Source organism: Streptomyces sp. NPDC058534 (genome assembly GCF_042717365.1).
Taxonomy (GTDB): Bacteria; Actinomycetota; Actinomycetes; order Streptomycetales; family Streptomycetaceae; genus Streptomyces.
Map to the genome: position 1 here is coordinate 32,379 of NZ_JBHXNW010000053.1, position 22,149 is coordinate 54,527.

Genomic DNA, 22,149 nt, shown 5'->3' on the forward strand with positions numbered 1-22,149 from the left:
CGACACCAGCCCGCGGGGGCACTGCGGGGTTCTCCCCGGTTGGCGCGGGGCGGGGGCGCGGGGGGTGGGGGGGGGGGGGGCCCGGGACCCCCGGCGCGGCCTCACCGCCCGTGCCTGCTCGACCGGGTCCCGCGGAGGCTCCCCCTTCTCGGCCCTCGACGAGGAAGTGGCGCCTCCGTCCTCGGCTCCGTCCTCGGCGAACGGCTCCGCACGGCCGCGCCGCCGGCGGGTGCCGCCCGTCGCACGGGCCCATCCGCCTCTCCGGCGCGCCTCGCCGTCACCTTGGCGCACCTGGCCGCCGTCGGGAGAACCGACGGCGGACTGTTCCGTCTCGTACGGGGCCGCGGTCGCCCCGTACGCGCCGTCGCTCGTCCCTGCGGAGCCGTTGGCGTACTCGGCCCAGTCGGTTCGTCGTGTCACGGGTCAGCTCTTGGCTGCCGAGGCCTTGGACTTGGTGGCCTTGGCGGTCGCGGGGGCGGGCACCGCCGGTGCTGCGTCGGTCGCGGCGGCGTCAGTGCCCGGCTCGGTGGCCGGTTCCGCGGGACGCACGCCGACGCCCAGCTTCTCCTTGATCTTCTTCTCGATCTCGTTGGCCAGGTCGGGGTTGTCCTTGAGGAAGTTGCGCGCGTTCTCCTTGCCCTGGCCGAGCTGGTCGCCCTCGTACGTGTACCAGGCGCCGGCCTTGCGGACGAAGCCGTTCTCCACGCCCATGTCGATCAGACCGCCCTCGCGGCTGATGCCCTGGCCGTAGAGGATGTCGAACTCGGCCTGCTTGAACGGCGGCGCGACCTTGTTCTTGACGACCTTGACGCGAGTGCGGTTGCCGACCGCGTCGGTGCCGTCCTTCAGCGTCTCGATGCGCCGGATGTCGAGTCGCACCGAGGCGTAGAACTTCAGCGCCCGGCCACCGGTCGTGGTCTCCGGGGAGCCGAACATCACGCCGATCTTCTCGCGGAGCTGGTTGATGAAGATCGCGGTGGTCTTGGACTGGTTGAGTGCGCTGGTGATCTTCCGCAGGGCCTGGCTCATCAGGCGGGCCTGCAGACCGACGTGGCTGTCGCCCATCTCGCCCTCGATCTCCGCGCGCGGGACGAGCGCGGCGACGGAGTCGATGACGATGAGGTCGAGGGCGCCGGAGCGGACCAGCATGTCCACGATCTCCAGGGCCTGCTCGCCGTTGTCCGGCTGGGAGAGGATCAGGTTGTCGATGTCGACGCCGAGCTTCTTCGCGTACTCGGGGTCGAGGGCGTGCTCGGCGTCCACGAACGCGACCTGGCCGCCGGCCTTCTGCGCGTTCGCCACGGCGTGCAGGGTCAGGGTCGTCTTGCCCGAGGACTCGGGGCCGTAGACCTCCACGACCCGGCCGCGCGGGATGCCGCCGACGCCGAGAGCCACGTCGAGCGCGGTCGACCCGGTCGGGATGACCTCGATGGGCTCGTTGATCCGGTCGCCCATGCGCATGACCGCGCCCTTGCCGAATTGCCGTTCAATCTGTGCGAGCGCGGCGTCCAGGGCCTTCTCGCGGTCGGTTCCTGCCATGGGTTCCACCCGGTTTGCTTGATTCGATCGCTTCACGTCGAAGACGCTAATGCCTGCCACTGACAATGCCCCGCGACGCGGGTCCGGCCTGTGGATAACTCGGGCGCTTCTCCGTCCAAACCCTGTCGAATCACCCGTCATGAGCCTTGCCGGAGCCTCCATGAGAATGGATGTTCGATTTTCGTGTCAAGCGCACCACGCGGCACTTCCGAGCGTACGTCCGCCGCGTCGGCGGGACCGGAACCGGCCGCACGCACCAACGCGGACGCTCAGGCGGAGGGGCCGCTTCCGGTCCCTTCCGGTCCGGGGCGTCCCAGTTCCTGCCTCCGGGTCCACAGCTTGCGCATGCGCGTGGCTCCACCGGGCCCCGACGGGCGGTTCCGGCCCCGGTGGACGCGGGGGTCGTCCGTGACGTCGTAGCGCTTGACGTAGGCCCCGAGGAACGCCTGGAGCGTGGCGATCGCCGGGATGGCGATCAGCGCGCCGACGGCGCCGAGCAGCGCGGTGCCCGCGACGACCGAGCCGAACGCGACCGCCGGGTGGATGTCCACGGTCTTGGACGTCAGCTTCGGCTGGAGCACGTAGTTCTCGAACTGCTGGTAGATCACGACGAAGATCAGGACCCACAGCGCGTACCAGGGATTGACCGTGAAGGCGATCAGCATGGGCAGCGCACCCGCCAGATAGGTGCCGATGGTGGGGATGAACTGCGACACCAGGCCCACCCAGACGGCGAGCGCGGGAGCGTAGGGCACCTCCAGGACTTCCAGCAGGACGTAGTGCGCCGCGCCGGAGATCAGTGCCATCAGACCGCGCGAGTACAGGTACCCGCCGGTCTTGTCCACGGCGATCTCCCACGCGCGCAGGACCTCGGCCTGCCGGGCGGGCGGCAGGACGGAGCAGAGCCCGCGGCGCAGCCGGGGGCCGTCGGCGGCGAAATAGAACGAGAAGAGCAGGACCGTCAGCAACTGGAAGAGGCCGCCCAGGACCTGGGTCGACACGTCCAGGACACCCGTGGCGCTGTTCTGCACGTAGTTGCGCAGCCAGTCGGAGCGCAGCAGGCCCTCCTGGATGTCGACCCGCCGCAGATCGGTGTGGAAGTGGCCGTTGACCCAGCTGATCACCGAGTCGAGGTAGTTCGGGAAGTCCTCGACCATCTTGACGATCTGGCCCGCGAGCATGGACCCGAGCAACGTGACGAACCCCGCGGCGGCGACCAGCACGGCGATGAAGACGAGGAAGGTGGCGAACCCCCGGCGCATACCGCGTCCGGCCATCCAGCTCACCGCGGGTTCGATGGCGAGCGCCAGGAAGAACGCGATGAGGATGTTGATCAGCAGGCTGGTGAGTTGGTGGAAGGCCCAGCTGCCGAGCTGGAAGGCTGCGACGAGCGCGAGGGCCAGCACCATGGCGCGCGGCAGCCAGCGCGGCATGCGGGCGCCCGGACCCGCGGGCCCCGCGGCGCCGTCGGCCGGAGGGCCGGAGGGAGGCGTCGGACCGGGCGGGGGAGCGTGCTGCCGGGTCGCCTGCCCGGTCTCGTCAGTGGATGCCACGGAGCAAGTCTCGCCCACGCCACGGACCCCGGATGACCATCCGATGGTCTTCGCGCACCGTCACCGCTGTTCCCGCGGCACGTCCATGACGGTGCAGACCACCCGCCACACCTCCTTGGCGTCCCAGCCCGCGTCCAGCGCCCCGTGCACCGTGCGCCCGCCCAGCTCCGCCATGACGTGATCGCGCGCGAAGGTGTCGGCGTACCCCGGACCGAAGTGATCCGCCATCCGCTCCCAGAAGACCGTCAACCGCATGACACCAGTATCCCGCCCCTGAGAGTGGGCCCTGAGCCGGGACCGGGTACCGGGACCGCTTTCCGGCCTACGGTCTGTGCCATGGCCGAATCCGGAGCTTCCGCACTCACCCCGACCCCGCGCCCGCCCGCGTCGCACTCGTCGCTCGCGCGCGCGGAGCAGTTCGTCTGGCTCACGGCGCGCGTACTGGAGCAGCGCCTCTTCGCGTACCACTTCCGCGGTGGCGACGCCGGCCCGGTGGAGACCGCGCTGGACGCGTACCGCAACGAGGACGGCGGGTACGGCCACGGGCTGGAGCCCGACCTGCGCGGCCCGGTCAGCCGGCCGCCGCACACCGCGCGTGCGCTGCGCGTGCTGGACGCGGTCGGACGCTGTGGCGGACAGCGCGTGGAGCGGATGTGCCGCTATCTGACCTCCGCGTCCACGCCGGACGGCGCCCTGCCCGCGGTCCGGCCCGGCCTGCGCGGGGATCCGGCCGTGCCCTCCGTGCCGGCGGCGCCCTTCGTGCCGGTCGTGGACGACCCTCCGGGCGAGCTGCTCGCCACCGGTCCGGTGGTCGGCCTGCTGCACCGCAACGAGGTCTGGCACGCCTGGCTGTTCCGTGCCACGGACTTCTGCTGGCGGGCGGCCGAGTCGCTGGAGACCTCCGACCCGTACGAGGTCGAGGCCGCCGTGGCCTTCCTGGACACCGTCCCCGACCGCCCGCGCGCGGAGGTGGCGGCCGGCCGGCTGGGCAGCCTGGTGCGCGCACAGCGGCTCGCCGTGCTGGACCCGGACGACCTCGGCACGTACCCGGTCTCCGCCGGCCAGGCCCCGGGCGAGCACCACTTCCCGCACGATTACGCGAGGCACCCGCACTCCCTCGCGCGCGCGTGGTTCACGGACGCCGAGATGACCCGCTCCCTCGACTTCCTCGCGGCGGAGCAGGAGGACGACGGCGGCTGGCCCCTCCGCCGGCCCCGCCGGGCGCCCGCCCCGGCTCTGGAGGCCCGCCCCGCGGTGACGCTGGAGGCCCTGCGCACGCTCCGCGCGTACGGCCGTGTCCTCGGCTGACCCCGGTCAGCCGCCCAGGGCCCGTACGCCCGCGGTGACCACCACGGCGGCCGCGACCACGAGGAGGAACGGCGCGCGCAGCACCAGTGCCACGGCGGCCGCGGCGACTCCCGCGGCCCGTGCGTCCAGTACGAGCGCCTGGCCGTCGGCGAAGGTCTGCTGGGCGGTGAGCGCCGCGAGGAGGGCGACGGGCAGCAGAGCGGCGAGCTTGCGGACCAGCGGCCGCTCCAGGGCTCCGGCGGGCACGAGCAGTCCGGCGAGCTTGACGACGTAGCAGCCCACCGCGGTCCCGATGATCGCGATCCAGACGTTCACCGCTCTCCCTCCCCCGCGGACGCCTCGCGGTCGTCACGGTTCTCGACGGCTCCTCCCGCGCGGCGTCCGCGCGCCCACAGGACGAGCGGCGCCGCCAGCGCGGCCACCAGGACGGGCACACCGGCCGGCAGCACCGGCAGCAGGCCGAGCCCCAGGAGTACGGCCAGGCCCGCGACGATGCGCTCGGTGGTGCTCTTCAGCATCGGCGCGAGCAACGCCAGGAAGACCGCGGGTCCGGCCGCGTCGAGCCCCCAGGCGGCGGTGTCCCCGATGGCCTCCGCGCCCAGCGCGCCGAGCAGTGTGGTGAGGTTCCACAGGAGGTACAGCGTGAGTCCGGTGACGGTGAACCCGATCCGGACGCCGCGCCGCGTGGGCTGGGCCAGGGCCACGGCGGTCGTCTCGTCGATGACCCACTGCGCGGCGAACGGCCGCACCGCGCGCGGGAGCACCAACAACTGCGAGAGGCGCAGTCCGTAGAAGGCGTTGCGCACGCCCAGGAAGAAGGCGCCCGCCGCCGCCGTGAGCGGGTTGCCGCCGGCCGCGAGCGCCCCGACGAGCGCGAACTGGGACGCTCCGGTGAACACGAGGAGGCTGAGCGCGCAGGTCTGGGCGAGTGTCAGTCCGCTGCCGGCCGAGGTCACCCCGAAGGCGAACCCGGACAGTCCGACGGCGACGCCGACTCCGAGGGCGTCCCGTACGACGGCGGCGTCGGGCTTGCCCTCGACGGCTCCGGTCTCGGGAAGGGCTGTCTGTTCTGTCACGCCTCGGACGGTAGGAGCAGGCGGCGCCGCGCGTCTTGTACGTTCTTGCGCTCCCGCTGGTAGGCGCCGGGCGGCACGCCCACGATCCGCGCGAAGTGCCGGTTCAGGTGCGGCTGGTCGGTGAAACCCACGGCGACGGCGGCCTCGGCCGGTGACGTCCCGGTGTCGAGCAGCCGCCGCGCGCGGCGCACCCGGGCGTCCGTCAGCCAGGTGTGGGGCGGCATCCCATAGGCGTCCCGGAAGGCCCGCAACAGTGCGAACGGACTGCTGCCGAGCTCCCCGGCGAGCCGCTCCAGGCTCGGCGGATCGGCCATCCGCTCCTCCAGCACGGCACGCGCGCGTGCCGCGACCCCGCCCCCGGCCGTCGGCACCTCCCGGCGGGGCAGCGGCCCGCCGTTCAGCCGCAGCAACCGCGTCACGGCCACGCGCAGCAGGGTGTCGGCGGCGAGCGCGTTCCCCTCGTCGGCGGCCCGCAGCACACGGTGCACCAGCTCGACGGCGTACGGGTCGTCGAGGACCGGCCGGACGAACCCGGGCGTCCCGCGCAGCGTCGTCGTCTCCGCCGCGATCCCGGCCACCAGCTCCGGCGCCGGATATACGGCGCCGTACCGCCACCCCTCCGGCACCCCGGCCCGTCCCGTGTGCGGGGTGTCCGGGTTGACCAGGGCCAGTGACCCCGCCCCTGCGTACTGGTCGCCTCCGCCGTGGTGGAAGACCTCCACGCCGTCGGCTATGGCCGCGATCACGAAGTGCTCGTGCGTGTGGCGTACGAAGGTCTTCCGTATGTACTGGGCCCGCAGCAGGTCGACGTCGGGGAGCTCCTCGTACTGCCAGTGCCGTGCCCGCTCGCCCTTTCCCGCCATGCCCCCATTCTCCGTCACCGGGCCGCGGCCTCCACCGACGGCCCGAGCCCGCCCTGCCGCCCGGCCACCGCGCCGCCCGGGACCGTCCGCCCGGCCGCCCGCCCGGCTCGGGCCGATTGTCAGTGGCGGGGTGCACGATGGATCCATGGTCAGCTCCGCGCACCGAGCCCTGGACGGCTTCTCCCCCGCGACCCGCGGTTGGTTCACGGGTGCCTTCTCCGCGCCCACCGCCGCACAGGCGGGGGCCTGGCAGGCGATCTCCGCGGGCTCGGACGTCCTGGTGGTCGCCCCCACCGGCTCCGGCAAGACGCTGGCCGCGTTCCTCGCCGCCCTGGACCAGCTCGCCTCGACGCCCCCGCCCGCCGACCCCAAGAAGCGCTGCCGCGTCCTGTACGTGTCCCCGCTCAAGGCGCTGGCCGTCGATGTCGAGCGCAATCTCCGCAGTCCGCTGACCGGCATCCGCCAGGAGTCCGTCCGCCTCGGCCTGCCCGAGCCCGAGGTCAAGGTCGGCATCCGCTCGGGCGATACCCCGGCCGCGGAGCGCCGCGCCCTGTCCACCCGGCCGCCGGACATTCTGATCACCACCCCGGAGTCGCTGTTCCTGATGCTGACGTCGGCCACGCGCGAGGCGCTGACCGGCATCGAGACGGTGATCCTGGACGAGGTGCACGCGGTCGCGGGGACCAAGCGCGGCGCGCATCTGGCGCTCACCCTGGAGCGGCTGGACGAGCTGCTGCCGAAACCGGCCCGCCGTATCGGTCTGTCGGCGACGGTCCGCCCGGTGGACGAGGTCGCCCGGTTCCTCGCCCCGCGCGGCAAGGTGGAGATCGTCCAGCCGGACTCGGGCAAGGAGTTCGACCTGTCCGTCGTCGTCCCGGTCGAGGACCTGGGCGAGCTGGGCGGCTCCCCGGTCGCGGACAAGGGCGACGGCGCGGAGCGGCCGTCGATCTGGCCGCACGTCGAGGAGCGGATCACCGACCTGGTCCAGTCGCACCGCTCCACGATCGTCTTCGCGAACTCCCGGCGCCTTGCCGAGCGCCTGTGCAACAGACTCAACGAGATCGCGTACGAGCGGGCGACCGGCGAGCCCCTGGACGAGCACCATTCCCCCGCCGACCTGATGGGCGGCTCGGGAGCCGCCCAGGGCGCCCCGCCCGTCATCGCCCGCGCCCACCACGGCTCGGTCTCCAAGGAGCAGCGTGCTCTCGTCGAGGAGGACCTCAAGGCCGGCCGGCTGCCCGCCGTGGTGGCCACCTCCAGTCTGGAGCTGGGCATCGACATGGGCGCGGTCGACCTCGTCGTCCAGGTCGAGTCGCCGCCCTCCGTCGCCTCCGGTCTCCAGCGCGTCGGCCGCGCGGGACACCAGGTCGGCGCGGTCTCCACCGGCGTGGTCTTCCCCAAGTACCGCGGCGACCTCGTGCAGTCGGCCGTGGTGACCGAGCGGATGCGCAGCGGCGCCATCGAGGCCCTCAGGATCCCGGCCAACCCGCTGGACGTCCTCGCTCAGCAGCTCGTGGCGATGACCGCGCTCGACACCTGGCAGGTCGACGACCTCCTCACCACCGTCCGCCGCGCCGCCCCGTTCGCCTCGCTCCCGGAGTCGGCCTTCACGGCCGTCCTGGACATGCTCGCGGGCCGCTATCCCTCCGACGCCTTCGCCGAGCTGCGCCCGCGCGTGGTGTGGGACCGGGTCGCCGGCACGGTCACCGGCCGCCCGGGCGCGCAGCGCCTCGCCGTCACGTCCGGGGGCACGATCCCCGACCGCGGGCTCTTCGGGGTCTTCCTGGCGGGCGCCGATCCCAAGAAGGGCGGCGGCCGGGTCGGCGAGCTGGACGAGGAGATGGTCTACGAGTCCCGCGTGGGCGATGTCTTCACGCTCGGCACCAGCTCCTGGCGGATCGAGGACATCACGCGCGACCGGGTCCTGGTCTCGCCCGCGCCGGGCGTCCCGGGCAGGCTGCCGTTCTGGAAGGGCGACCAGCTGGGCCGCCCGCTGGAGCTGGGCCGCGCGCTGGGCGCCTTCCTGCGCGAGGTCGGCTCCCTCGCCAAGGAGGACGCGCGGCTGCGCCTGGTCACCGCCGGCCTGGACGCCTGGGCCGCGGACAACGTCCTCGCCTACCTCGACGAACAGCGCGAGGCCTGCGGTCACGTCCCCGACGACCGCACCATCGTCGTGGAGCGTTTCCGCGACGAGCTGGGCGACTGGCGCGTCGTGGTGCACTCCCCCTTCGGCGCCCAGGTGCACGCCCCCTGGGCCCTCGCCCTCGGCGCCCGCCTGACCGAGCGGTACGGCATGGACGCCCAGGTGATGCACGCCGACGACGGCATCGTGCTGCGCCTGCCGGACGCCGACCTGATGAGCCTGGACCTCCTCGACCAGGAACCTTCGAAACCGGGCCTGGAGTACGACGCGGAGCAGGCGCCGGTGGGCGCGGCCGACGTCGTCTTCGACAAGGGCGAGGTCGACCGGGTCGTCACCGACCAGGTGGGCGGCTCGGCGCTGTTCGCCTCCCGCTTCCGCGAGTGCGCCGCCCGCGCGCTGCTGCTGCCGCGCCGCAGCCCCGGCAGGCGGACCCCGCTGTGGCAGCAGCGCCAGCGCGCCGCGCAACTGCTGGAGGTGGCGAGCGAGTACGGCTCGTTCCCGATCGTCCTGGAAGCGGTCCGCGAGTGCCTCCAGGACGTCTTCGACGTACCCGGCCTGGTCGAGCTGATGGGCGATCTGGAGGCTCGCAAGGTGCGCCTGGTCGAGGTCAGCACTGCGGAGCCGTCCCCGTTCGCCCGGTCCCTGCTCTTCGGTTACGTGGCCCAGTTCCTGTACGAGGGAGACTCACCGCTCGCCGAGCGCCGGGCCGCGGCGCTCTCGCTGGACTCGCGGCTGCTGGCCGAGCTGCTCGGCCAGGCGGAGCTGCGGGAACTGCTCGACGCGGAGGTGCTCACCGAGCTGGAGCGGGAGCTCCAGTGGCTGACCGAGGACCGGCGCGTCAAGGACCCGGAGGGCGTCGCGGACCTGCTGCGGCTGCTCGGTCCGCTCACCGACGCCGAGCTGGCCGAGCGGGGCGCCGAGCCGCAGTGGGCGCCGGAGCTGTCCGGGGCCCGCCGCGCCATCAGCGTGCGGATCGCCGGCGCCGACCACTGGGCGGCGATCGAGGACGCGGGCCGACTGCGCGACGCGCTGGGCACGGCGCTGCCCGTCGGGGTGCCCGAGGCCTTCACCGAGCCGGTCAAGGACCCCCTGGGCGACCTCCTCGCGCGGCACGCGCGTACCCACGGCCCCTTCACGTCGGTCACCGCGGCGGCCCGCTTCGGCCTGGGCGTGGCCGTCACCGAGGGCGCCCTGCAGCGGCTCGCCGGGGCCGGCCGGGTCGTGCAGGGCGAGTTCCATCCGGCCGGCATCGGCCAGGAGTGGTGCGACGCGACCGTGCTGCGCAGGCTGCGCCGCCGTTCCCTGGCCGCGCTCCGGCACGAGCTGGAGCCGGTGCCGCCGGCCGCGCTCGGGCAGTTCCTGCCCCAGTGGCAGCACATCGGCAAGGGGCAAGCGCTGCGCGGCATCGACGGCCTGGTGCGCGCGGTCGAGCAACTGCAGGGCGCCTCCGTGCCCGCGTCCGCCCTGGAGAAACTGGTCCTGCCCTCCCGGGTGGCGAACTACAACCCCGCGATGCTGGACGAGCTGACGGCCGCCGGTGAGGTGGTGTGGGCCGGAGCGGGTTCGCTCCCCGGCAAGGACGGCTGGGTCTCGCTGTACCTCGCGGACGCTGCCCCGCAGCTTCTGCCGCCTCCGCATCCACTGGAGACGACCGCCCTGCACGAGTCCGTCCTGAGCGCCCTCTCGGGCGGGTACGGCCTGTTCTTCCGGCAGATCGGCGACCAGGTCCGCGCGACCACCCACCCGGAGGCCACCGATCCGCAGCTGGCCGACGCCCTGTGGGACCTGGCGTGGTCCGGACGGCTGACGAACGACACCCTCGCGCCCCTGCGCTCGCTGCTGGGCTCCGGTCGCACCGCGGGCTCCACCGCCCACCGCGCCAAGCGCGCCGTGCCCCGCGGCCGGTACGGCTCGCTGACCGCCGCCGCCCGCCCGGCCTCCCGCACCGGCCCGCCGACCGTCGCCGGCCGCTGGTCCCTGCTGCCCGCCCGCGAGTCCGACGGCACGGTGCGTGCCCACGCCCTGGCCCGCACGCTCCTCGACCGGCACGGCGTGGTGACCCGCGGCGCCGTCGCGGCGGAGGGCGTCGAAGGCGGCTTCTCGGCGGTGTACCGCATTCTGGCCGCCTTCGAGGAGAGCGGCCAGGCCCGGCGGGGCTACGTCGTGGAGGGGCTCGGCGCGGCGCAGTTCGCCATGGAGGGCGCCGTGGACCGGCTGCGCGCGGTGGCGAACGCCCGCGAGCGCGGCGACGGCCCGCCCGGGCCGACGGCACCCGCCCCGGCCGACGTCCCGCCCTTCGCCGACTTCCCCGACTTCCCCGACTTCGCCGACTTCGCCCACTCCGACAACCTCGCCTCCGACGGTCAGGGCGAGCCCGGCGGTCTCAGCCCTGACGACGACGTCTTCGCGGACCCCGACCGTCTGGGCCGGTCCCCCTCCCGGGGCGACTACATCTCGCCCCGCGACTACGCCGAGCCGGGCACCGGAGGCCCGCGCGGGGGCGGCCCGCAGGGCGGCTCCGGTGGTCCGCGCGGCCAGCACGGCACCCGCCCATACGGCACCGTCCCGTACGGCACAGGCCCGTACGACAGCGCTTCGTACGACACCGGCTTCCCCGGCCGTCGCGGCCGCCCCGCCCCCGGACCGCGGGCCGTCGTCCTGGCCGCCGCCGATCCGGCGAACGCGTACGGCGCCGCCCTCACCTGGCCCGAGCCTCCGGCGGGCGCCACCCACAAACCCGGCCGCAAGGCGGGCTCCCTGGTGGTGCTCGTCGAGGGCGAGCCGGCGCTGTACATGGAGCGCGGTGGCAAGACGCTCCTGCTGTGGCCCTCCGAGCCCGACGGCCCGCCCACCGAGGACGCGCGTCTGCGCGCGGCCGCGGAGGCGCTGGCCAACGCCGCCCGCGCCGGCTCCCTGGGCACGGTCACGGTGGAGCGGGTCAACGGCGCGGCGGCCCTGACGTCCCCCTTCGGCCCCCTCCTGGAAGAGGCGGGGTTCATCGCCAACCCGCGCGGTCTGCGGATCAGGGCGTGAGCCTGTCACCCTTGGCCCATGCCCGAAGGTGACACGGTCTGGCAGGCGGCGCGACGGCTGCACGACGCCCTCGCGGGCAAGGTGCTGACCCGCAGCGACTTCCGCGTGCCCCGGTACGCGTTGGTCGACCTCACCGGCCGTGCGGTCCTTGACGTCACCCCGCGCGGCAAGCACCTGCTCACCCACGTCGAGGGCGGCCTGACGGTCCACTCGCACCTGCGGATGGACGGTTCCTGGAAGATCTTCGCGCCCGGTCAGCGCTGGAGCGGCGGCCCGGCGCACCAGATCCGCGTCATCCTCGGCACCGTCGACCGCACGGCCGTCGGCTACCGCCTGCCGGTGCTGGACATCTTGCGCACCGCCGACGACCAGCGCGCCGTCGGCCATCTCGGCCCGGACCTGCTGGGCCCCGACTGGGACACCGGACAGGCCCTGGCCAACCTGAGCGCGGACCCAGCCCGCCCCCTCGGCGAGGCCCTGCTCGACCAGCGCAATCTCGCGGGTGTCGGCAATGTCTACAAGAGTGAGATCTGCTTCCTGCTCGGCGTCACGCCCTGGCTCCCGGTCGGCGAACTGCCCCCCGACCGGGCCGCGCACCTGCCCGCGCTGGCCAAGAAGCTCCTGGAGGCCAACCGCGACCGGCCGGCCCGCCGTACGACGGGTCTGCGCGGCCACGACCTGTTCGTGTACGGCCGCGCACCACGCCCCTGCCTGCGCTGCGGTACGCCGGTCCGGGTGGCCGACCAGGGCGACGGCTCCGGCGAACGCCCCACGTACTGGTGTCCGGCCTGCCAGAGCGGACCCGTGCCACGGCGGCTCAGCCGGCGAGGAGACCGTCCATCTGGCCGACCGCCTCCCGCAGCCCCTCATCCATCCCCATGGTCGTGAGCTGGTCCATGTGCTCCCGGGTGTCGAAGACCGCACGCATCTCCATGCGGGTGCCGCCGTCGCGCTCGGTGAGCGTGACCCGGTTCGTGGTCGTCGGCATGGCGGCGTTCGGCACCCCGTCCGCGTCGGCGAACCCGTCGGTGAACTCCAGCGAAGCGGGCGCGTCGACCGTGGCCACCCGCCACCAGCCGCGGTACTTGTCGCCTTCCGGGCCGGTCATGAAGTACGTGACGTCCCCGCCCGGGGTCAGATCGTGCTCCTCGACCGTCGCCGGGTAGGTCGGCGGTCCCCACCAGCGCTCCAGTTGCCGGGGGTCCGCCCACAGCTGCCACACCCGCGCCGCGGGGGCGGCGAAGTCGGCGATCAGGGTGAGGGTCAGGTTGTCGAGATCCTTGTCCAGGCTGGTGACACTCATCGGCTCTCTGTCCTTCCGTCGGTTCGGGGTGACCCGCTCATGACCCGCTCACGCCCCACCCGACCCGGACGCCCCGCCGGACCCGCCCGACCCGCCCGACCCGGACGCCCCAGCACCACCCGCCGCCGTACGCAGCGCCCGCCGCATCCGCCCCGCCTCCAGCGCCCCCGCGGCCCGGCGTCGCGGGGCGCAGTGCACCGGCAGCACGCTCAGCCCCCACCCGCCGGCCGCCACCGCCCCTTCGAGCACACCCGCACCAGGCTCCAGCGCCAGCCGCAGCACGGCCCACCACCACAGCCAGCCGAGAGCCAGCGCGGCCGCCCGGCGAGCCGCCCGCGCCGACGCCATTGCGCGTCATCCGTTCTCGGCCTGGAACATCCAGTGCTGCTTCTCGAGATCGGCCGTGATCTGGATGAAGATGTCCTGGCTCACGGGATCCGGGTCGCCGGTCGACGTGATCCGCTCGCGCATCCGCCCGATCACCGCGCCGAGCGCGTCCACCATCGTCTGCACGGCGGTGGTGTCGTCGACCCAGCCCTCCGGGGTCACGTCGATGCCGCTGCCGACGGCCACCGTCGCCGCCCGCCCGTCCGGGGACACACCGAGCGCGGAGGCGCGCTCGGCCACGGTGTCCGAGTGGGTGCGCGCGGTGCCGACGAGTTCGTCGAGCTGGAGATGTACGGAGCGGAACCGGGGGCCGACCACGTTCCAGTGGATCTGCTTCGCCACCAGGGCCAGGTCCACGAGGTCGACCAGGGCGCCCTGCAGCGCCTCGGAGACGGTCTTCAGGTCCGAGTCGGACAACGGACTCTTCACGACGTACATCCACACCTCCGGCGGTTCGCCCCCCGGCCATCTCCCTCCACGATGACCGCACCACCACGGACCGGCAACCGGCGGCCACCCACCCCGGGCACGCGAAAACCCGGCCGAGCCTCTCCGGTCTCCCGAAGAGGCCCCGGCCGGGGCCTCACACGCACATGTTCAGCGGGTGCCTCAGGCGGCGACGACGTCCACTGCCTCGGCGGGCGCCTTGATGGTCACCCGTTCCGGTGGCACGCCGGTCACCGAGACGGAACCCAGCATCGGGCGCACCGGTGCCGGCACGGTCTCGCTGGGCGTCGCCGCAGCGGACTGGGCCAGCTCGGCGAGAGCGAGTTCGTCACTCACTTCCCGCATGAGCTCGGACATCCGTACGTCCAGCGCGTCGCAGATGGCGGAGAGCAGCTCGGAAGAAGCCTCCTTCTGCCCCCGCTCCACCTCGGAGAGATAGCCGAGTGAGACTCGGGCGGACGAGGAGACTTCGCGCAGAGTACGGCACTGGCGTTGGCGCTGCCGACGCAGCACGTCACCCAGCAGGCGACGGAGCAGAATCATCGGTGGCTCCCTCCTCGGACCGTGTAACCGCATCCTTCACGCCCCACCGTACCGCCTCGCGCCGCGGCCGTGCGGGGAGCGATGTCGTGTTCACTCAGGGCTGCAAACATCAAAACCCCCCGTTCCGTTCCGTATCCTGTGCCCGCTCATTCCCAGTCTGTTCGCCCGCGAGCTCCCTCAGAAGGAGTGCGAGTACGCTCCGTACACTCTCCATACGAATTTCCGCACGGTCGCCGTTCAACCGCAGCGCCTCCACTTTTCCGCCACAGGCGGAACCGTCATCGGCTCCCGGAGGCCCGTCGACGGCCACGAAAACCGTCCCCACGGGCTGCCCGTCCTGCGCGTCCGGACCGGCGACGCCGGTCGTCGCGATGCCCCAGTCGGCGCCCAGCACCTTCCGTGCTCCGGCCGCCATCTGGGCCGCGACCTGCGCATCCACGGCTCCGCGGGACGCGAGCAGTGAGGCGTCGACGCCGAGGATCTCCCGCTTCAGCTCCGTCGCGTAGGCGGTGACGGATCCCCGGAAGGCCTTGGACGCCCCGGGCACCGCCGTGATCGCGGACGCCACCATTCCGCCGGTCAGGGACTCGGCGACCGCGAGGGTCTCACCCCTCACGGTGAGTAGTCGCACCACGTCGGCGGCAGTGGAACTCAAGCTTCCGTCCCCTTCAACGCCGCCCGGCGCTCGGCGATTCCCCGGCGGCGCAGCACAATGGCCTGCTTCACATAGTCCAGCCCGGTCACGACGGTCAGGACGACCGCCGCAGCCATCACCCAGAACCTCAGGGTCGCCAGGGGCCCCGTGAGCGCCAGGACGTACATCCCGACGGCCACGCCCTGGGTGAGGGTCTTGAGCTTGCCGCCGCGGCTGGCGGGGATGACGCCGTACCGGATGACCACGAAGCGCAGCACGGTGATCCCGAGTTCCCGGCCGAGGATCACGGCCGTCACCCACCACGGCAGATCGCCGAGCGCGGACAGACAGATGAGCGCCGCCCCCATGATCGCCTTGTCGGCGATGGGGTCGGCGATCTTCCCGAAGTCGGTGACGAGGTTGTAGGCCCGCGCCAGATGGCCGTCGAAGAGGTCGGTGATCATGGCGACGGCGAAGGCGGCCCAGGCGAAGGAGCGCCAGGCCGGGTCGTACCCGCCGTTGCCGAGCAGCAGGGCGACGAAGGCCGGGACCAGGAGCAGCCGGAGCATCGTCAGGAGATTGGCGACGTTCCAGACGCTCGCCTGGTTGACGGCCGCGGCCGTGATCTTGCCGCCCCGCAGAGCGGCACTGCCATCGGTCGATCCCCGCTCCGGGGCTCCTCCCGGGGCCGTCCGCCCGGACGGTTCCTGCGTGGCTCCGGAGGGGGCGCGCGGGCCGGTCCTGCGCGCGCCGGAGGGGCCACCCGCCGCGGACGCCGGGACTCCGGTCATCTGCCGGCCTCCTCACTCCACTCGGGCGAGCCCACCAGGGGTTCGGCCACCAGGTCGACACCCTCCGTACCGACCACCTTCGCGTCGACCATACGACCGACACTCAGACCTTCGCCGCTCGTGAGCAGCACCTGGCCGTCCGTCTCGGGCGCCTGGTGCTCGGCGCGGCCACGGACACCGTCTCCGTCGTCGGCGGACTCCACGGACTCGACGAGTACCCGCACGGTCGCGCCGACGCGCTCCTCGGCCCGCTGCGAGACGAGCTCCTCGGCCAGGCGGGACACACGTGCCAGCCGCTCGGCGACGACGTCCTCGTCCAGCTTGTGCTCGTACGTCGCCGCCTCGGTGCCCTCCTCGTCGGAGTAGCCGAAGACGCCGATGGCGTCCAGCCGCGCGTGGTTCAGGAACCGCTCCAGCTCGGCGAGGTCGGAGGCGGACTCGCCGGGGAAGCCCACGATGAAGTTGGAGCGCACGCCCGCCTCGGGGGCCTTGCTCCGGATGGTGTCCAGCAGCTCCAGGAAGCGGTCGGTGTCGCCGAAGCGGCGCATCGCGCGCAGCACGTTCGGCGCGGAGTGCTGGAAGGAGAGGTCGAAGTAGGGCACGACCTTCGGGGTGGAGGTCAGTACGTCGATGAGGCCGGGGCGCATCTCGGCCGGCTGGAGGTAGCTGACGCGCACGCGCTCGATGCCGTCGACGTCGGCGAGGTTGGGCAGCAGGGACTCCAGCAGGCGGATGTCGCCGAGGTCCTTGCCGTAGGACGTGTTGTTCTCGGAGACCAGCATGATCTCCTTGACGCCCTGCTCCGCCAGCCACCGCGTCTCGTTCAGCACGTCGCTCGGGCGGCGCGAGATGAAGGAGCCGCGGAAGGAGGGGATGGCGCAGAAGGAGCAGCGCCGGTCGCAGCCGGAGGCGAGCTTCACCGAGGCGACCGGGGAGCCGTCCAGGCGCCGGCGCAGGGGTGCGCGGGGTCCGGAGGCGGGGGCGACGCCCTCGGGGAGGTCGGTCGGGCCGTGCCCCGGCAGGGCGACGGCGGCACCGGCCTCCTGGCGCTCGGCGGGGCTGATCGGCAGCAGCTTGCGCCGGTCGCGCGGGGTGTGCGCGGCGTGGATGCCGCCGCCGAGGATGGTCCGGAGCCGGTCGGAGATGTCGGCGTAGTCGTCGAAGCCGAGCACGCCGTCGGCCTCGGGGAGGGCTTCGGCGAGGTCCTTGCCGTACCGCTCGGCCATGCAGCCCACCGCCACGACGGCCTGCGTTCTTCCGTGCCCCTTGAGGTCGTTGGCCTCCAGGAGGGCGTCCACGGAGTCCTTCTTGGCGGCCTCGACGAAGCCGCAGGTGTTCACGACGGCGACGTCCGCTTCCTCGGCGTCCTCGACGAGCTTCCAGCCGTCCGCCTCCAGACGGCCTGCGAGCTCCTCCGAGTCCACCTCGTTACGGGCGCAGCCAAGGGTGACGAGTGCGACGGTACGGCTTTCAGGCATGGGCTCAAGACTACTTCGTCCCGCCGACAGCCCACGTCGACGGGGTTGGCCGAGCCCGGCCAACCCCGTACCGACTCGTTCTCCGGGCCCCTATCCGACCTGCGGGTCGCCCTTCGTGTAGGTCAGGCGCTCCACGGAGCCCGGCCGGAAGTCGTCCTCGATCTTCTTGCCGTTGACGTACAGCTGGATGACGCCGGCGTCGCCGAGGACGAGGTTGACCTTCTCGTTGTCCTGGAAGGTCTTCGAGTCGCCCTGCTCGAGGAGTCCGTCGAAGAGCAGCCGGCCGTTGTGGTCCTTCGCGGAGATCCAGCTGCGTCCCTCGACGGCGCTGACCTTGACGGTCACCTTGTCGCGGGGCGCGGCGGCGATGGCGCTGTCGGAGGGTTCGGGCTTGGGATCGGCCGGCTTCTTCGGTTTGGCGCTCGCCGAAGCGGATCCGCCGGCCGAGGGCTGGGCGCCCTCGGCGACGCTCGCCTCGTTGCCGCCGTCGTCGCCGCCTTTGACGAACGTGAACCCGACGAAGCCGATCACCGCGACGATCGCGGCGACCATGGCGGCGGTCCAGTTGGGTCCGCGGCGCTCCGGACGGATACGTTCCGCCTCGAACAGGGGGGCGGCGGGGGTCGGCGCCGGGCGTCCGCCGTGCGCGGCGTCGAACTGCGCGAGCAGTTCGGCCGGGTCGAGCCCGACGGCCTTGGCCAGGGTGCGGATGTGACCGCGCGCGTAGACGTCGCCGCCGCAGGGCGCGAAGTCGTCCGCCTCGATGGCGTGCACGATGGCGATCCGGACGCGGGTGGCGGTGGTGATGTCGTCGACGGTCAACCCGGCGGCGATCCGCGCCTGCTGGAGGGCATGGCCGACGGAGGGGCGGGTTTCCTCGGAGACGTGTTCAGTAACGTCTGGGGAAACGTCTTCGATCGGACGCTCGTCTTCAGGGGAGTTGCCGTTGGACACGGGGGCGCCTTTCGAGCGTTTAGCCGCCTGTGCTGGACGTTCAGTCTAGGGGTGTTACAAACGGGTCGGGCAACCGGCGGTACGACCTTTTACGCCATCCGAATGGCCCGGCATCCCGATGGTGGACTACCTGTTGTCACTTCCCTCAACTTGACGTACACCATGGGGAAACGGTTGCTCAATGGTCCCTAACGGGTGAGTCACGATCGGCCACCCGGCCGTCCCGGCCCTCCGTCGGCGGAATCCTTGGCCCACGGTTTCCTACCCTTCAGACTCCCCCCGGATCACGGCGAGCACTCCGTCCAGCTCATCAGGCTTCACAAGAACGTCACGAGCCTTTGAGCCTTCGCTCGGTCCGACGATGCTCCGCGACTCCATCAGGTCCATCAGACGCCCCGCCTTGGCGAAGCCGACGCGCAGCTTGCGCTGGAGCATGGAGGTCGACCCGAACTGGGTGGAGACGACCAGCTCGGCCGCCTGGCACAGCAGGTCGAGGTCGTCGCCGATGTCCTCGTCGATCTCCTTCTTCTGCTTGGTCCCCACGGTGACGTCGTCCCGGAAGACGGGCGCCATCTGGTCCTTGCAGTGCTGGACGACGACCGCGACCTCCTCCTCGGTCACGAACGCGCCCTGCATACGGGTCGGCTTGTTCGCGCCCATCGGCAGGAAGAGGCCGTCGCCCTTGCCGATCAGCTTCTCGGCGCCGGGCTGGTCGAGGATGACCCGCGAGTCGGCGAGCGAGGAGGTGGCGAAGGCGAGCCGGGAAGGCACGTTGGCCTTGATCAGGCCGGTGACGACGTCGACGGAGGGCCGCTGGGTGGCGAGCACCAGGTGGATGCCGGCCGCCCGCGCGAGCTGCGTGATCCGCACGATCGCGTCCTCGACGTCGCGCGGGGCCACCATCATCAGGTCGGCCAGCTCGTCCACGATCACCAGCAGGTACGGATAGGGCTGGAGTTCGCGTTCGCTGCCCTCGGGGGGCTTGGCCCTGCCCTCGCGCACCGCGCGGTTGAAGTCGTCGATGTGCCGGTAGCCGTAGGCGGCGAGGTCGTCGTAGCGCAGGTCCATCTCGCGCACGACCCACTGCAGGGCCTCGGCGGCGCGCTTCGGGTTGGTGATGATCGGCGTGATCAGGTGCGGGATGCCCTCGTACGCGGTCAGCTCGACGCGCTTGGGGTCGACCAGGATCATCCGGACGTCCTCGGGGGTCGCCCGCATCATGATCGAGGTGATCAGGCAGTTGATGCAGGACGACTTGCCGGAGCCGGTGGCGCCCGCGACGAGCATGTGCGGCATCTTCGCCAGCGAGTCCATGACGTAGCCGCCCTCGACGTCCTTGCCGAAGGCGACCAGCATCGGGTTGTCGTCCTCGGCGGACTCGGCGAGGCGCAGTACGTCGCCGAGGTTGACCATCTCCCGGTCGGTGTTGGGGATCTCGATGCCGACGGCGGACTTGCCGGGGATCGGGCTGATGATCCGCACGTCGGGGCTGGCGACGGCGTACGCGATGTTCTTGGTCAGCGCGGTGATCCGCTCGACCTTGACGGCGGGGCCCAGCTCGACCTCGTAGCGCGTCACCGTGGGGCCGCGGGTGAAGCCGGTGACCCGGGCGTCGACCTTGAACTCGGTGAAGACGGTGGTCAGCGAGTGCACTATGGCGTCGTTGGCGGCGCTGCGCACCTTGCCGGGGCCACCGCGAGTGAGGAGGTCGAGGGCCGGCAGGGAGTACGTGATGTCGCCGGAGAGCTGGAGCTGTTCGGCCCGCGGCGGCAGGTCACGCTCCTGCGGCAACGGCGTCTTGGTGAGGTCGGGGACGCCGCCCGACGTCTCCGGCTCGGCGGACTTGGCGGGGTCCTTCTTGAGCTTGCCCGGCTGTGGGCGCGCGGCCGGCACGGGCGTCGGAGTCGGCGTCGTCGACTCGCGGTCCCCGGGGCTGACGCCCTGGGTGAGATCGGCGACCAGGGGCGAGGGCGGCATCCCGTGCAGGACGGCGCCGTCGAGCGCGGCGGCGGCCGCCGCGGCGACGTCCACGGCGTCCATCGGCCGGTTCATCTCGGGCTGCGGCACGGCGGACCGACGGGGCCTGCCGCGGCGCCTGCTCAGCGCCTCCTGCTCGGCCCCGTCCGGGTCGTACGGCTCGGCGGGCGCTCCTCCGCGCCTGCGGGTCCGCTCGGGCAGCGCCTCGCGCCACTGGTCGTCGTACCGCTCGTCGTCTTCGCCGAACGCGCCCGCGTCGGGGTCGTCGACCACGCCGAGCCGCACGCCGAGCTGCCGCAGCCGCTGCGGGACGGCGTTCACCGGGGTGGCGGTGACGACCAGCAGCCCGAAGACCGTGAGCAGCGCGAGCAGCGGCACGGCCAGCACGTCCGTCATCGTGTACGACAGCGGGGTCGCCGCCCCCCAGCCGATGAGGCCGCCCGCGTCCCTTATGGCCTGCATGCCCTCGCCGCGGGCCGGTGAACCGCACGCGATGTGCACCTGGCCGAGCACGCCGACGACGAGCGCGGACAGGCCGATCACGATCCGCCCGTTGGCCTCGGGCTTCTCGGGGTGCCGGATCAGGCGCACGGCGATGGCGCCGAGCAGGATCGGCACGAGCAGGTCCAGCCGGCCGAAGGCGCCGGTCACCAGGATCTCGACGAGGTCGCCGACGGGGCCCTTGAGGTCGGCCCAGGTGCCCGCGGCGACGATCAGGGCGACGCCGAGCAGGAGCAGCGCGACGCCGTCCTTTCGGTGGGCCGGGTCGAGGTTCTTGGCGCCCTGCCCTATGCCGCGGAAGACGGCGCCGACGCCGTGCGCCAGGCCCAGCCAGAGCGCGCGCACCAACCGGTAGACACCGCCGGTGGGGCTCGGGGCCGGTTTGGGCGCGGGCTTCTTCGCGACGGCCTTCCTGGCGGGCGCCTTCTTCGGGGGTGCCTTCTTCGCAGCGGCCTTCTTGACCGGCCCCTTCGCGGGAGCGGCCGCCTTCTTGGCGGGCTGCTTCTTGGCTGCGGAGGGACGTGAGGCCATAGGTGCGAGGTTACCGGGGGAGACGGCGGTCGACACGTGTGCCTACCGCTTCACCCGTTCGTGTCGTCCGGACGAGGTAGCGGAACTGACGCCTCCGGTACAGCTCCTGACAAGTCCTCACAGACCGGACCAGGGGAGTCACGAGCCGCCCGACGACGGGCCTCAGTTGACGGCGGGCCTCAGTCGGGGCGGACCTCAGTTGACGGCGGGCTGACCGCCGGACGTGCCGGGCTCCAGCGCGTCCAGGGCCCTCCGCAGTCCGGTGAGCTTGCGTTCCAGGTGCGCCGCGGTGGCCACCGCCGCCGCGTCCGTGGACTCGTCGCCCAACTGCTTGGAGAGCGCCTCCGCCTGCTCCTCCACGGCCGCCAGCCGGGCCGACAGCTCGGCGAGCAGCCCCGCCGGCTCCTTGGCCTCGCCGGCCGCGACCTTGTCGCCGCCCTCCAACTGGAGCCGCAGCAGCGCCGCCTGCTCACGCAGCTGGCAGTTCTTCATGTACAGCTCGACGAAGACCGAGACCTTCGCGCGCAGCACCCACGGGTCGAACGGCTTCGAGATGTAGTCCACCGCGCCCGCCGCGTACCCGCGGAAGGTGTGGTGCGGGCCGTGGTTGATCGCGGTGAGGAAGATGATCGGGATGTCCCGGGTCCGCTCCCGTCGCTTGATGTGCGCGGCGGTTTCGAAACCGTCCATGCCCGGCATCTGGACGTCCAGCAGAATGACCGCGAAGTCGTCCGTGAGCAGTGCTTTGAGCGCTTCCTCCCCGGACGATGCCCGCACCAGCGTCTGATCGAGCGCCGAGAGGATCGCCTCCAGCGCCAGCAGATTCTCCGGCCGGTCATCGACCAGGAGGATCTTGGCCTTCTGCACCATGGCCCGCCCTCCTCGCCCCGGCGTGGGGCCTCCCCTGTCCGCAGGACTTGGCGCGGCACCGGCGGGTGCCACCCCGGGGGACGACTCCCTTGCGTCGCCCGTCCTCGTGCCGGTCATCGTAGCCGCACCCCGCCTGTCGCCACACCCTGTCACCGTGATGTCACTGTGCACGTAGCAGAAACGCGGCGGGGGACCAGAAGGTTCCCCGAATCCCGCAC

At 72.6% G+C, this 22,149-nt stretch carries 19 protein-coding genes; 3 read left to right on the forward strand and 16 right to left on the reverse strand.

All coding sequences use genetic code 11. The annotated features are described in order from the left end of the window. Nucleotides 1–423 precede the first annotated feature (423 nt). From recA to ACFWR9_RS28355, 3 genes are all read right to left on the reverse strand, one after another. The gene (recA, locus tag ACFWR9_RS28345) at nucleotides 424–1,539 is read right to left on the reverse strand and encodes a recombinase RecA (protein WP_383846740.1); all 1,116 of its coding nucleotides are present in this window, start codon (nucleotides 1,537–1,539) and stop codon (nucleotides 424–426) included. A 269-nt stretch (nucleotides 1,540–1,808) separates the two neighbouring features. Beyond that, entirely contained in the window at nucleotides 1,809–3,092 is a 1,284-nt protein-coding gene (locus ACFWR9_RS28350; RefSeq protein ID WP_383846742.1) for an AI-2E family transporter, read from the reverse strand. A 60-nt stretch (nucleotides 3,093–3,152) separates the two neighbouring features. Further along, complete coding sequence (locus ACFWR9_RS28355) at nucleotides 3,153–3,347, reverse strand: DUF3046 domain-containing protein (protein WP_383846744.1); 195 nt, start codon at nucleotides 3,345–3,347, stop codon at nucleotides 3,153–3,155. Between the two features lie 81 nt (nucleotides 3,348–3,428). Between ACFWR9_RS28355 and ACFWR9_RS28360 the strand changes: the two genes are divergently transcribed. After that, nucleotides 3,429–4,400, forward strand: coding sequence for a hypothetical protein (locus ACFWR9_RS28360; RefSeq protein ID WP_383846746.1), 972 nt, complete (start codon nucleotides 3,429–3,431; stop codon nucleotides 4,398–4,400). Between the two features lie 6 nt (nucleotides 4,401–4,406). Here ACFWR9_RS28360 and ACFWR9_RS28365 read toward each other — a convergent pair whose 3' ends face one another. From ACFWR9_RS28365 to ACFWR9_RS28375, 3 genes are read right to left on the reverse strand one after another with little or no spacing between them, the layout of a single operon-like run. Next, a complete protein-coding gene (locus ACFWR9_RS28365) occupies nucleotides 4,407–4,715 on the reverse strand; it encodes an AzlD domain-containing protein (protein ID WP_376359359.1) in 309 nt (102 codons plus the stop codon). After that, the gene (locus ACFWR9_RS28370; RefSeq protein ID WP_383846748.1) at nucleotides 4,712–5,476 is read right to left on the reverse strand and encodes an AzlC family ABC transporter permease; all 765 of its coding nucleotides are present in this window, start codon (nucleotides 5,474–5,476) and stop codon (nucleotides 4,712–4,714) included. Before ACFWR9_RS28370 ends, ACFWR9_RS28365 begins: the two co-directional genes overlap by 4 nt. After that, nucleotides 5,473–6,339, reverse strand: a complete 867-nt coding sequence (locus ACFWR9_RS28375; protein WP_383846750.1) for an AraC family transcriptional regulator — start codon at nucleotides 6,337–6,339, stop codon at nucleotides 5,473–5,475. Before ACFWR9_RS28375 ends, ACFWR9_RS28370 begins: the two co-directional genes overlap by 4 nt. Before the next feature lie 145 nt (nucleotides 6,340–6,484). Here ACFWR9_RS28375 and ACFWR9_RS28380 point away from each other — a divergent pair, with 145 nt between their 5' ends. Next, nucleotides 6,485–11,515 (forward strand): ATP-dependent helicase, encoded by a 5,031-nt coding sequence (locus tag ACFWR9_RS28380; RefSeq protein ID WP_383846751.1) that lies wholly within the window; start codon nucleotides 6,485–6,487, stop codon nucleotides 11,513–11,515. A gap of 18 nt (nucleotides 11,516–11,533) precedes the next feature. Next, entirely contained in the window at nucleotides 11,534–12,403 is an 870-nt protein-coding gene (locus ACFWR9_RS28385; RefSeq protein ID WP_383846753.1) for an Fpg/Nei family DNA glycosylase, read from the forward strand. Here the strand turns inward: ACFWR9_RS28385 and ACFWR9_RS28390 are convergent. From ACFWR9_RS28390 to ACFWR9_RS28435, 10 genes are all read right to left on the reverse strand, one after another. Next, complete coding sequence (locus ACFWR9_RS28390; protein ID WP_383846755.1) at nucleotides 12,333–12,818, reverse strand: SRPBCC domain-containing protein; 486 nt, start codon at nucleotides 12,816–12,818, stop codon at nucleotides 12,333–12,335. The genes ACFWR9_RS28385 and ACFWR9_RS28390 overlap by 71 nt on opposite strands. 48 nt (nucleotides 12,819–12,866) lie before the next feature. Continuing rightward, the gene (locus ACFWR9_RS28395; RefSeq protein WP_383846757.1) at nucleotides 12,867–13,166 is read right to left on the reverse strand and encodes a hypothetical protein; all 300 of its coding nucleotides are present in this window, start codon (nucleotides 13,164–13,166) and stop codon (nucleotides 12,867–12,869) included. Between the two features lie 6 nt (nucleotides 13,167–13,172). Further along, nucleotides 13,173–13,643, reverse strand: a complete 471-nt coding sequence (locus ACFWR9_RS28400; RefSeq protein ID WP_383846759.1) for a Dps family protein — start codon at nucleotides 13,641–13,643, stop codon at nucleotides 13,173–13,175. Nucleotides 13,644–13,814: 171 nt separating this feature from the next. Next, entirely contained in the window at nucleotides 13,815–14,195 is a 381-nt protein-coding gene (locus tag ACFWR9_RS28405) for a helix-turn-helix domain-containing protein (RefSeq protein ID WP_383846761.1), read from the reverse strand. Nucleotides 14,196–14,304: 109 nt separating this feature from the next. Continuing rightward, nucleotides 14,305–14,850: a CinA family protein gene (locus ACFWR9_RS28410; protein ID WP_383846763.1), complete on the reverse strand. Its 546-nt coding sequence runs from the start codon at nucleotides 14,848–14,850 to the stop codon at nucleotides 14,305–14,307. Next, the gene (gene pgsA / locus ACFWR9_RS28415) at nucleotides 14,847–15,620 is read right to left on the reverse strand and encodes a CDP-diacylglycerol--glycerol-3-phosphate 3-phosphatidyltransferase (RefSeq protein ID WP_383846765.1); all 774 of its coding nucleotides are present in this window, start codon (nucleotides 15,618–15,620) and stop codon (nucleotides 14,847–14,849) included. The genes ACFWR9_RS28410 and pgsA overlap by 4 nt, the downstream gene beginning before the upstream one ends. After that, nucleotides 15,617–17,098, reverse strand: coding sequence for a 30S ribosomal protein S12 methylthiotransferase RimO (rimO, locus tag ACFWR9_RS28420; RefSeq protein WP_383846767.1), 1,482 nt, complete (start codon nucleotides 17,096–17,098; stop codon nucleotides 15,617–15,619). The genes pgsA and rimO overlap by 4 nt, the downstream gene beginning before the upstream one ends. A 90-nt stretch (nucleotides 17,099–17,188) precedes the next feature. Beyond that, a complete protein-coding gene (locus ACFWR9_RS28425) occupies nucleotides 17,189–18,052 on the reverse strand; it encodes a helix-turn-helix domain-containing protein (protein ID WP_383846769.1) in 864 nt (287 codons plus the stop codon). 261 nt (nucleotides 18,053–18,313) lie between these two features. Continuing rightward, nucleotides 18,314–21,061, reverse strand: coding sequence for a DNA translocase FtsK (locus tag ACFWR9_RS28430; RefSeq protein ID WP_383846771.1), 2,748 nt, complete (start codon nucleotides 21,059–21,061; stop codon nucleotides 18,314–18,316). A 195-nt stretch (nucleotides 21,062–21,256) separates the two neighbouring features. Beyond that, nucleotides 21,257–21,931, reverse strand: a complete 675-nt coding sequence (locus tag ACFWR9_RS28435; RefSeq protein ID WP_125491828.1) for a two-component system response regulator — start codon at nucleotides 21,929–21,931, stop codon at nucleotides 21,257–21,259. Nucleotides 21,932–22,149: the final 218 nt, after the last annotated feature.

Excerpts from the sequence above, each read along its gene's own strand:
- ACFWR9_RS28435 (WP_125491828.1), bottom strand. The coding sequence starts at position 21,931 with ATGGTGCAGAAGGCCAAGATCCTCCTGGTCGATGACCGGCCGGAGAAT.
- ACFWR9_RS28355 (WP_383846744.1), bottom strand. The coding sequence starts at position 3,347 with ATGCGGTTGACGGTCTTCTGGGAGCGGATGGCGGATCACTTCGGTCCG.
- ACFWR9_RS28405 (WP_383846761.1), bottom strand. The coding sequence starts at position 14,195 with ATGATTCTGCTCCGTCGCCTGCTGGGTGACGTGCTGCGTCGGCAGCGC.
- ACFWR9_RS28375 (WP_383846750.1), bottom strand. The coding sequence starts at position 6,339 with ATGGCGGGAAAGGGCGAGCGGGCACGGCACTGGCAGTACGAGGAGCTC.
- ACFWR9_RS28385 (WP_383846753.1), top strand. The coding sequence starts at position 11,534 with ATGCCCGAAGGTGACACGGTCTGGCAGGCGGCGCGACGGCTGCACGAC.
- pgsA (WP_383846765.1), bottom strand. The coding sequence starts at position 15,620 with ATGACCGGAGTCCCGGCGTCCGCGGCGGGTGGCCCCTCCGGCGCGCGC.
- recA (WP_383846740.1), bottom strand. The coding sequence starts at position 1,539 with ATGGCAGGAACCGACCGCGAGAAGGCCCTGGACGCCGCGCTCGCACAG.
- rimO (WP_383846767.1), bottom strand. The coding sequence starts at position 17,098 with ATGCCTGAAAGCCGTACCGTCGCACTCGTCACCCTTGGCTGCGCCCGT.
- ACFWR9_RS28400 (WP_383846759.1), bottom strand. The coding sequence starts at position 13,643 with ATGTACGTCGTGAAGAGTCCGTTGTCCGACTCGGACCTGAAGACCGTC.
- ACFWR9_RS28430 (WP_383846771.1), bottom strand. The coding sequence starts at position 21,061 with ATGGCCTCACGTCCCTCCGCAGCCAAGAAGCAGCCCGCCAAGAAGGCG.
- ACFWR9_RS28360 (WP_383846746.1), top strand. The coding sequence starts at position 3,429 with ATGGCCGAATCCGGAGCTTCCGCACTCACCCCGACCCCGCGCCCGCCC.
- ACFWR9_RS28380 (WP_383846751.1), top strand. The coding sequence starts at position 6,485 with ATGGTCAGCTCCGCGCACCGAGCCCTGGACGGCTTCTCCCCCGCGACC.
- ACFWR9_RS28390 (WP_383846755.1), bottom strand. The coding sequence starts at position 12,818 with ATGAGTGTCACCAGCCTGGACAAGGATCTCGACAACCTGACCCTCACC.
- ACFWR9_RS28395 (WP_383846757.1), bottom strand. The coding sequence starts at position 13,166 with ATGGCGTCGGCGCGGGCGGCTCGCCGGGCGGCCGCGCTGGCTCTCGGC.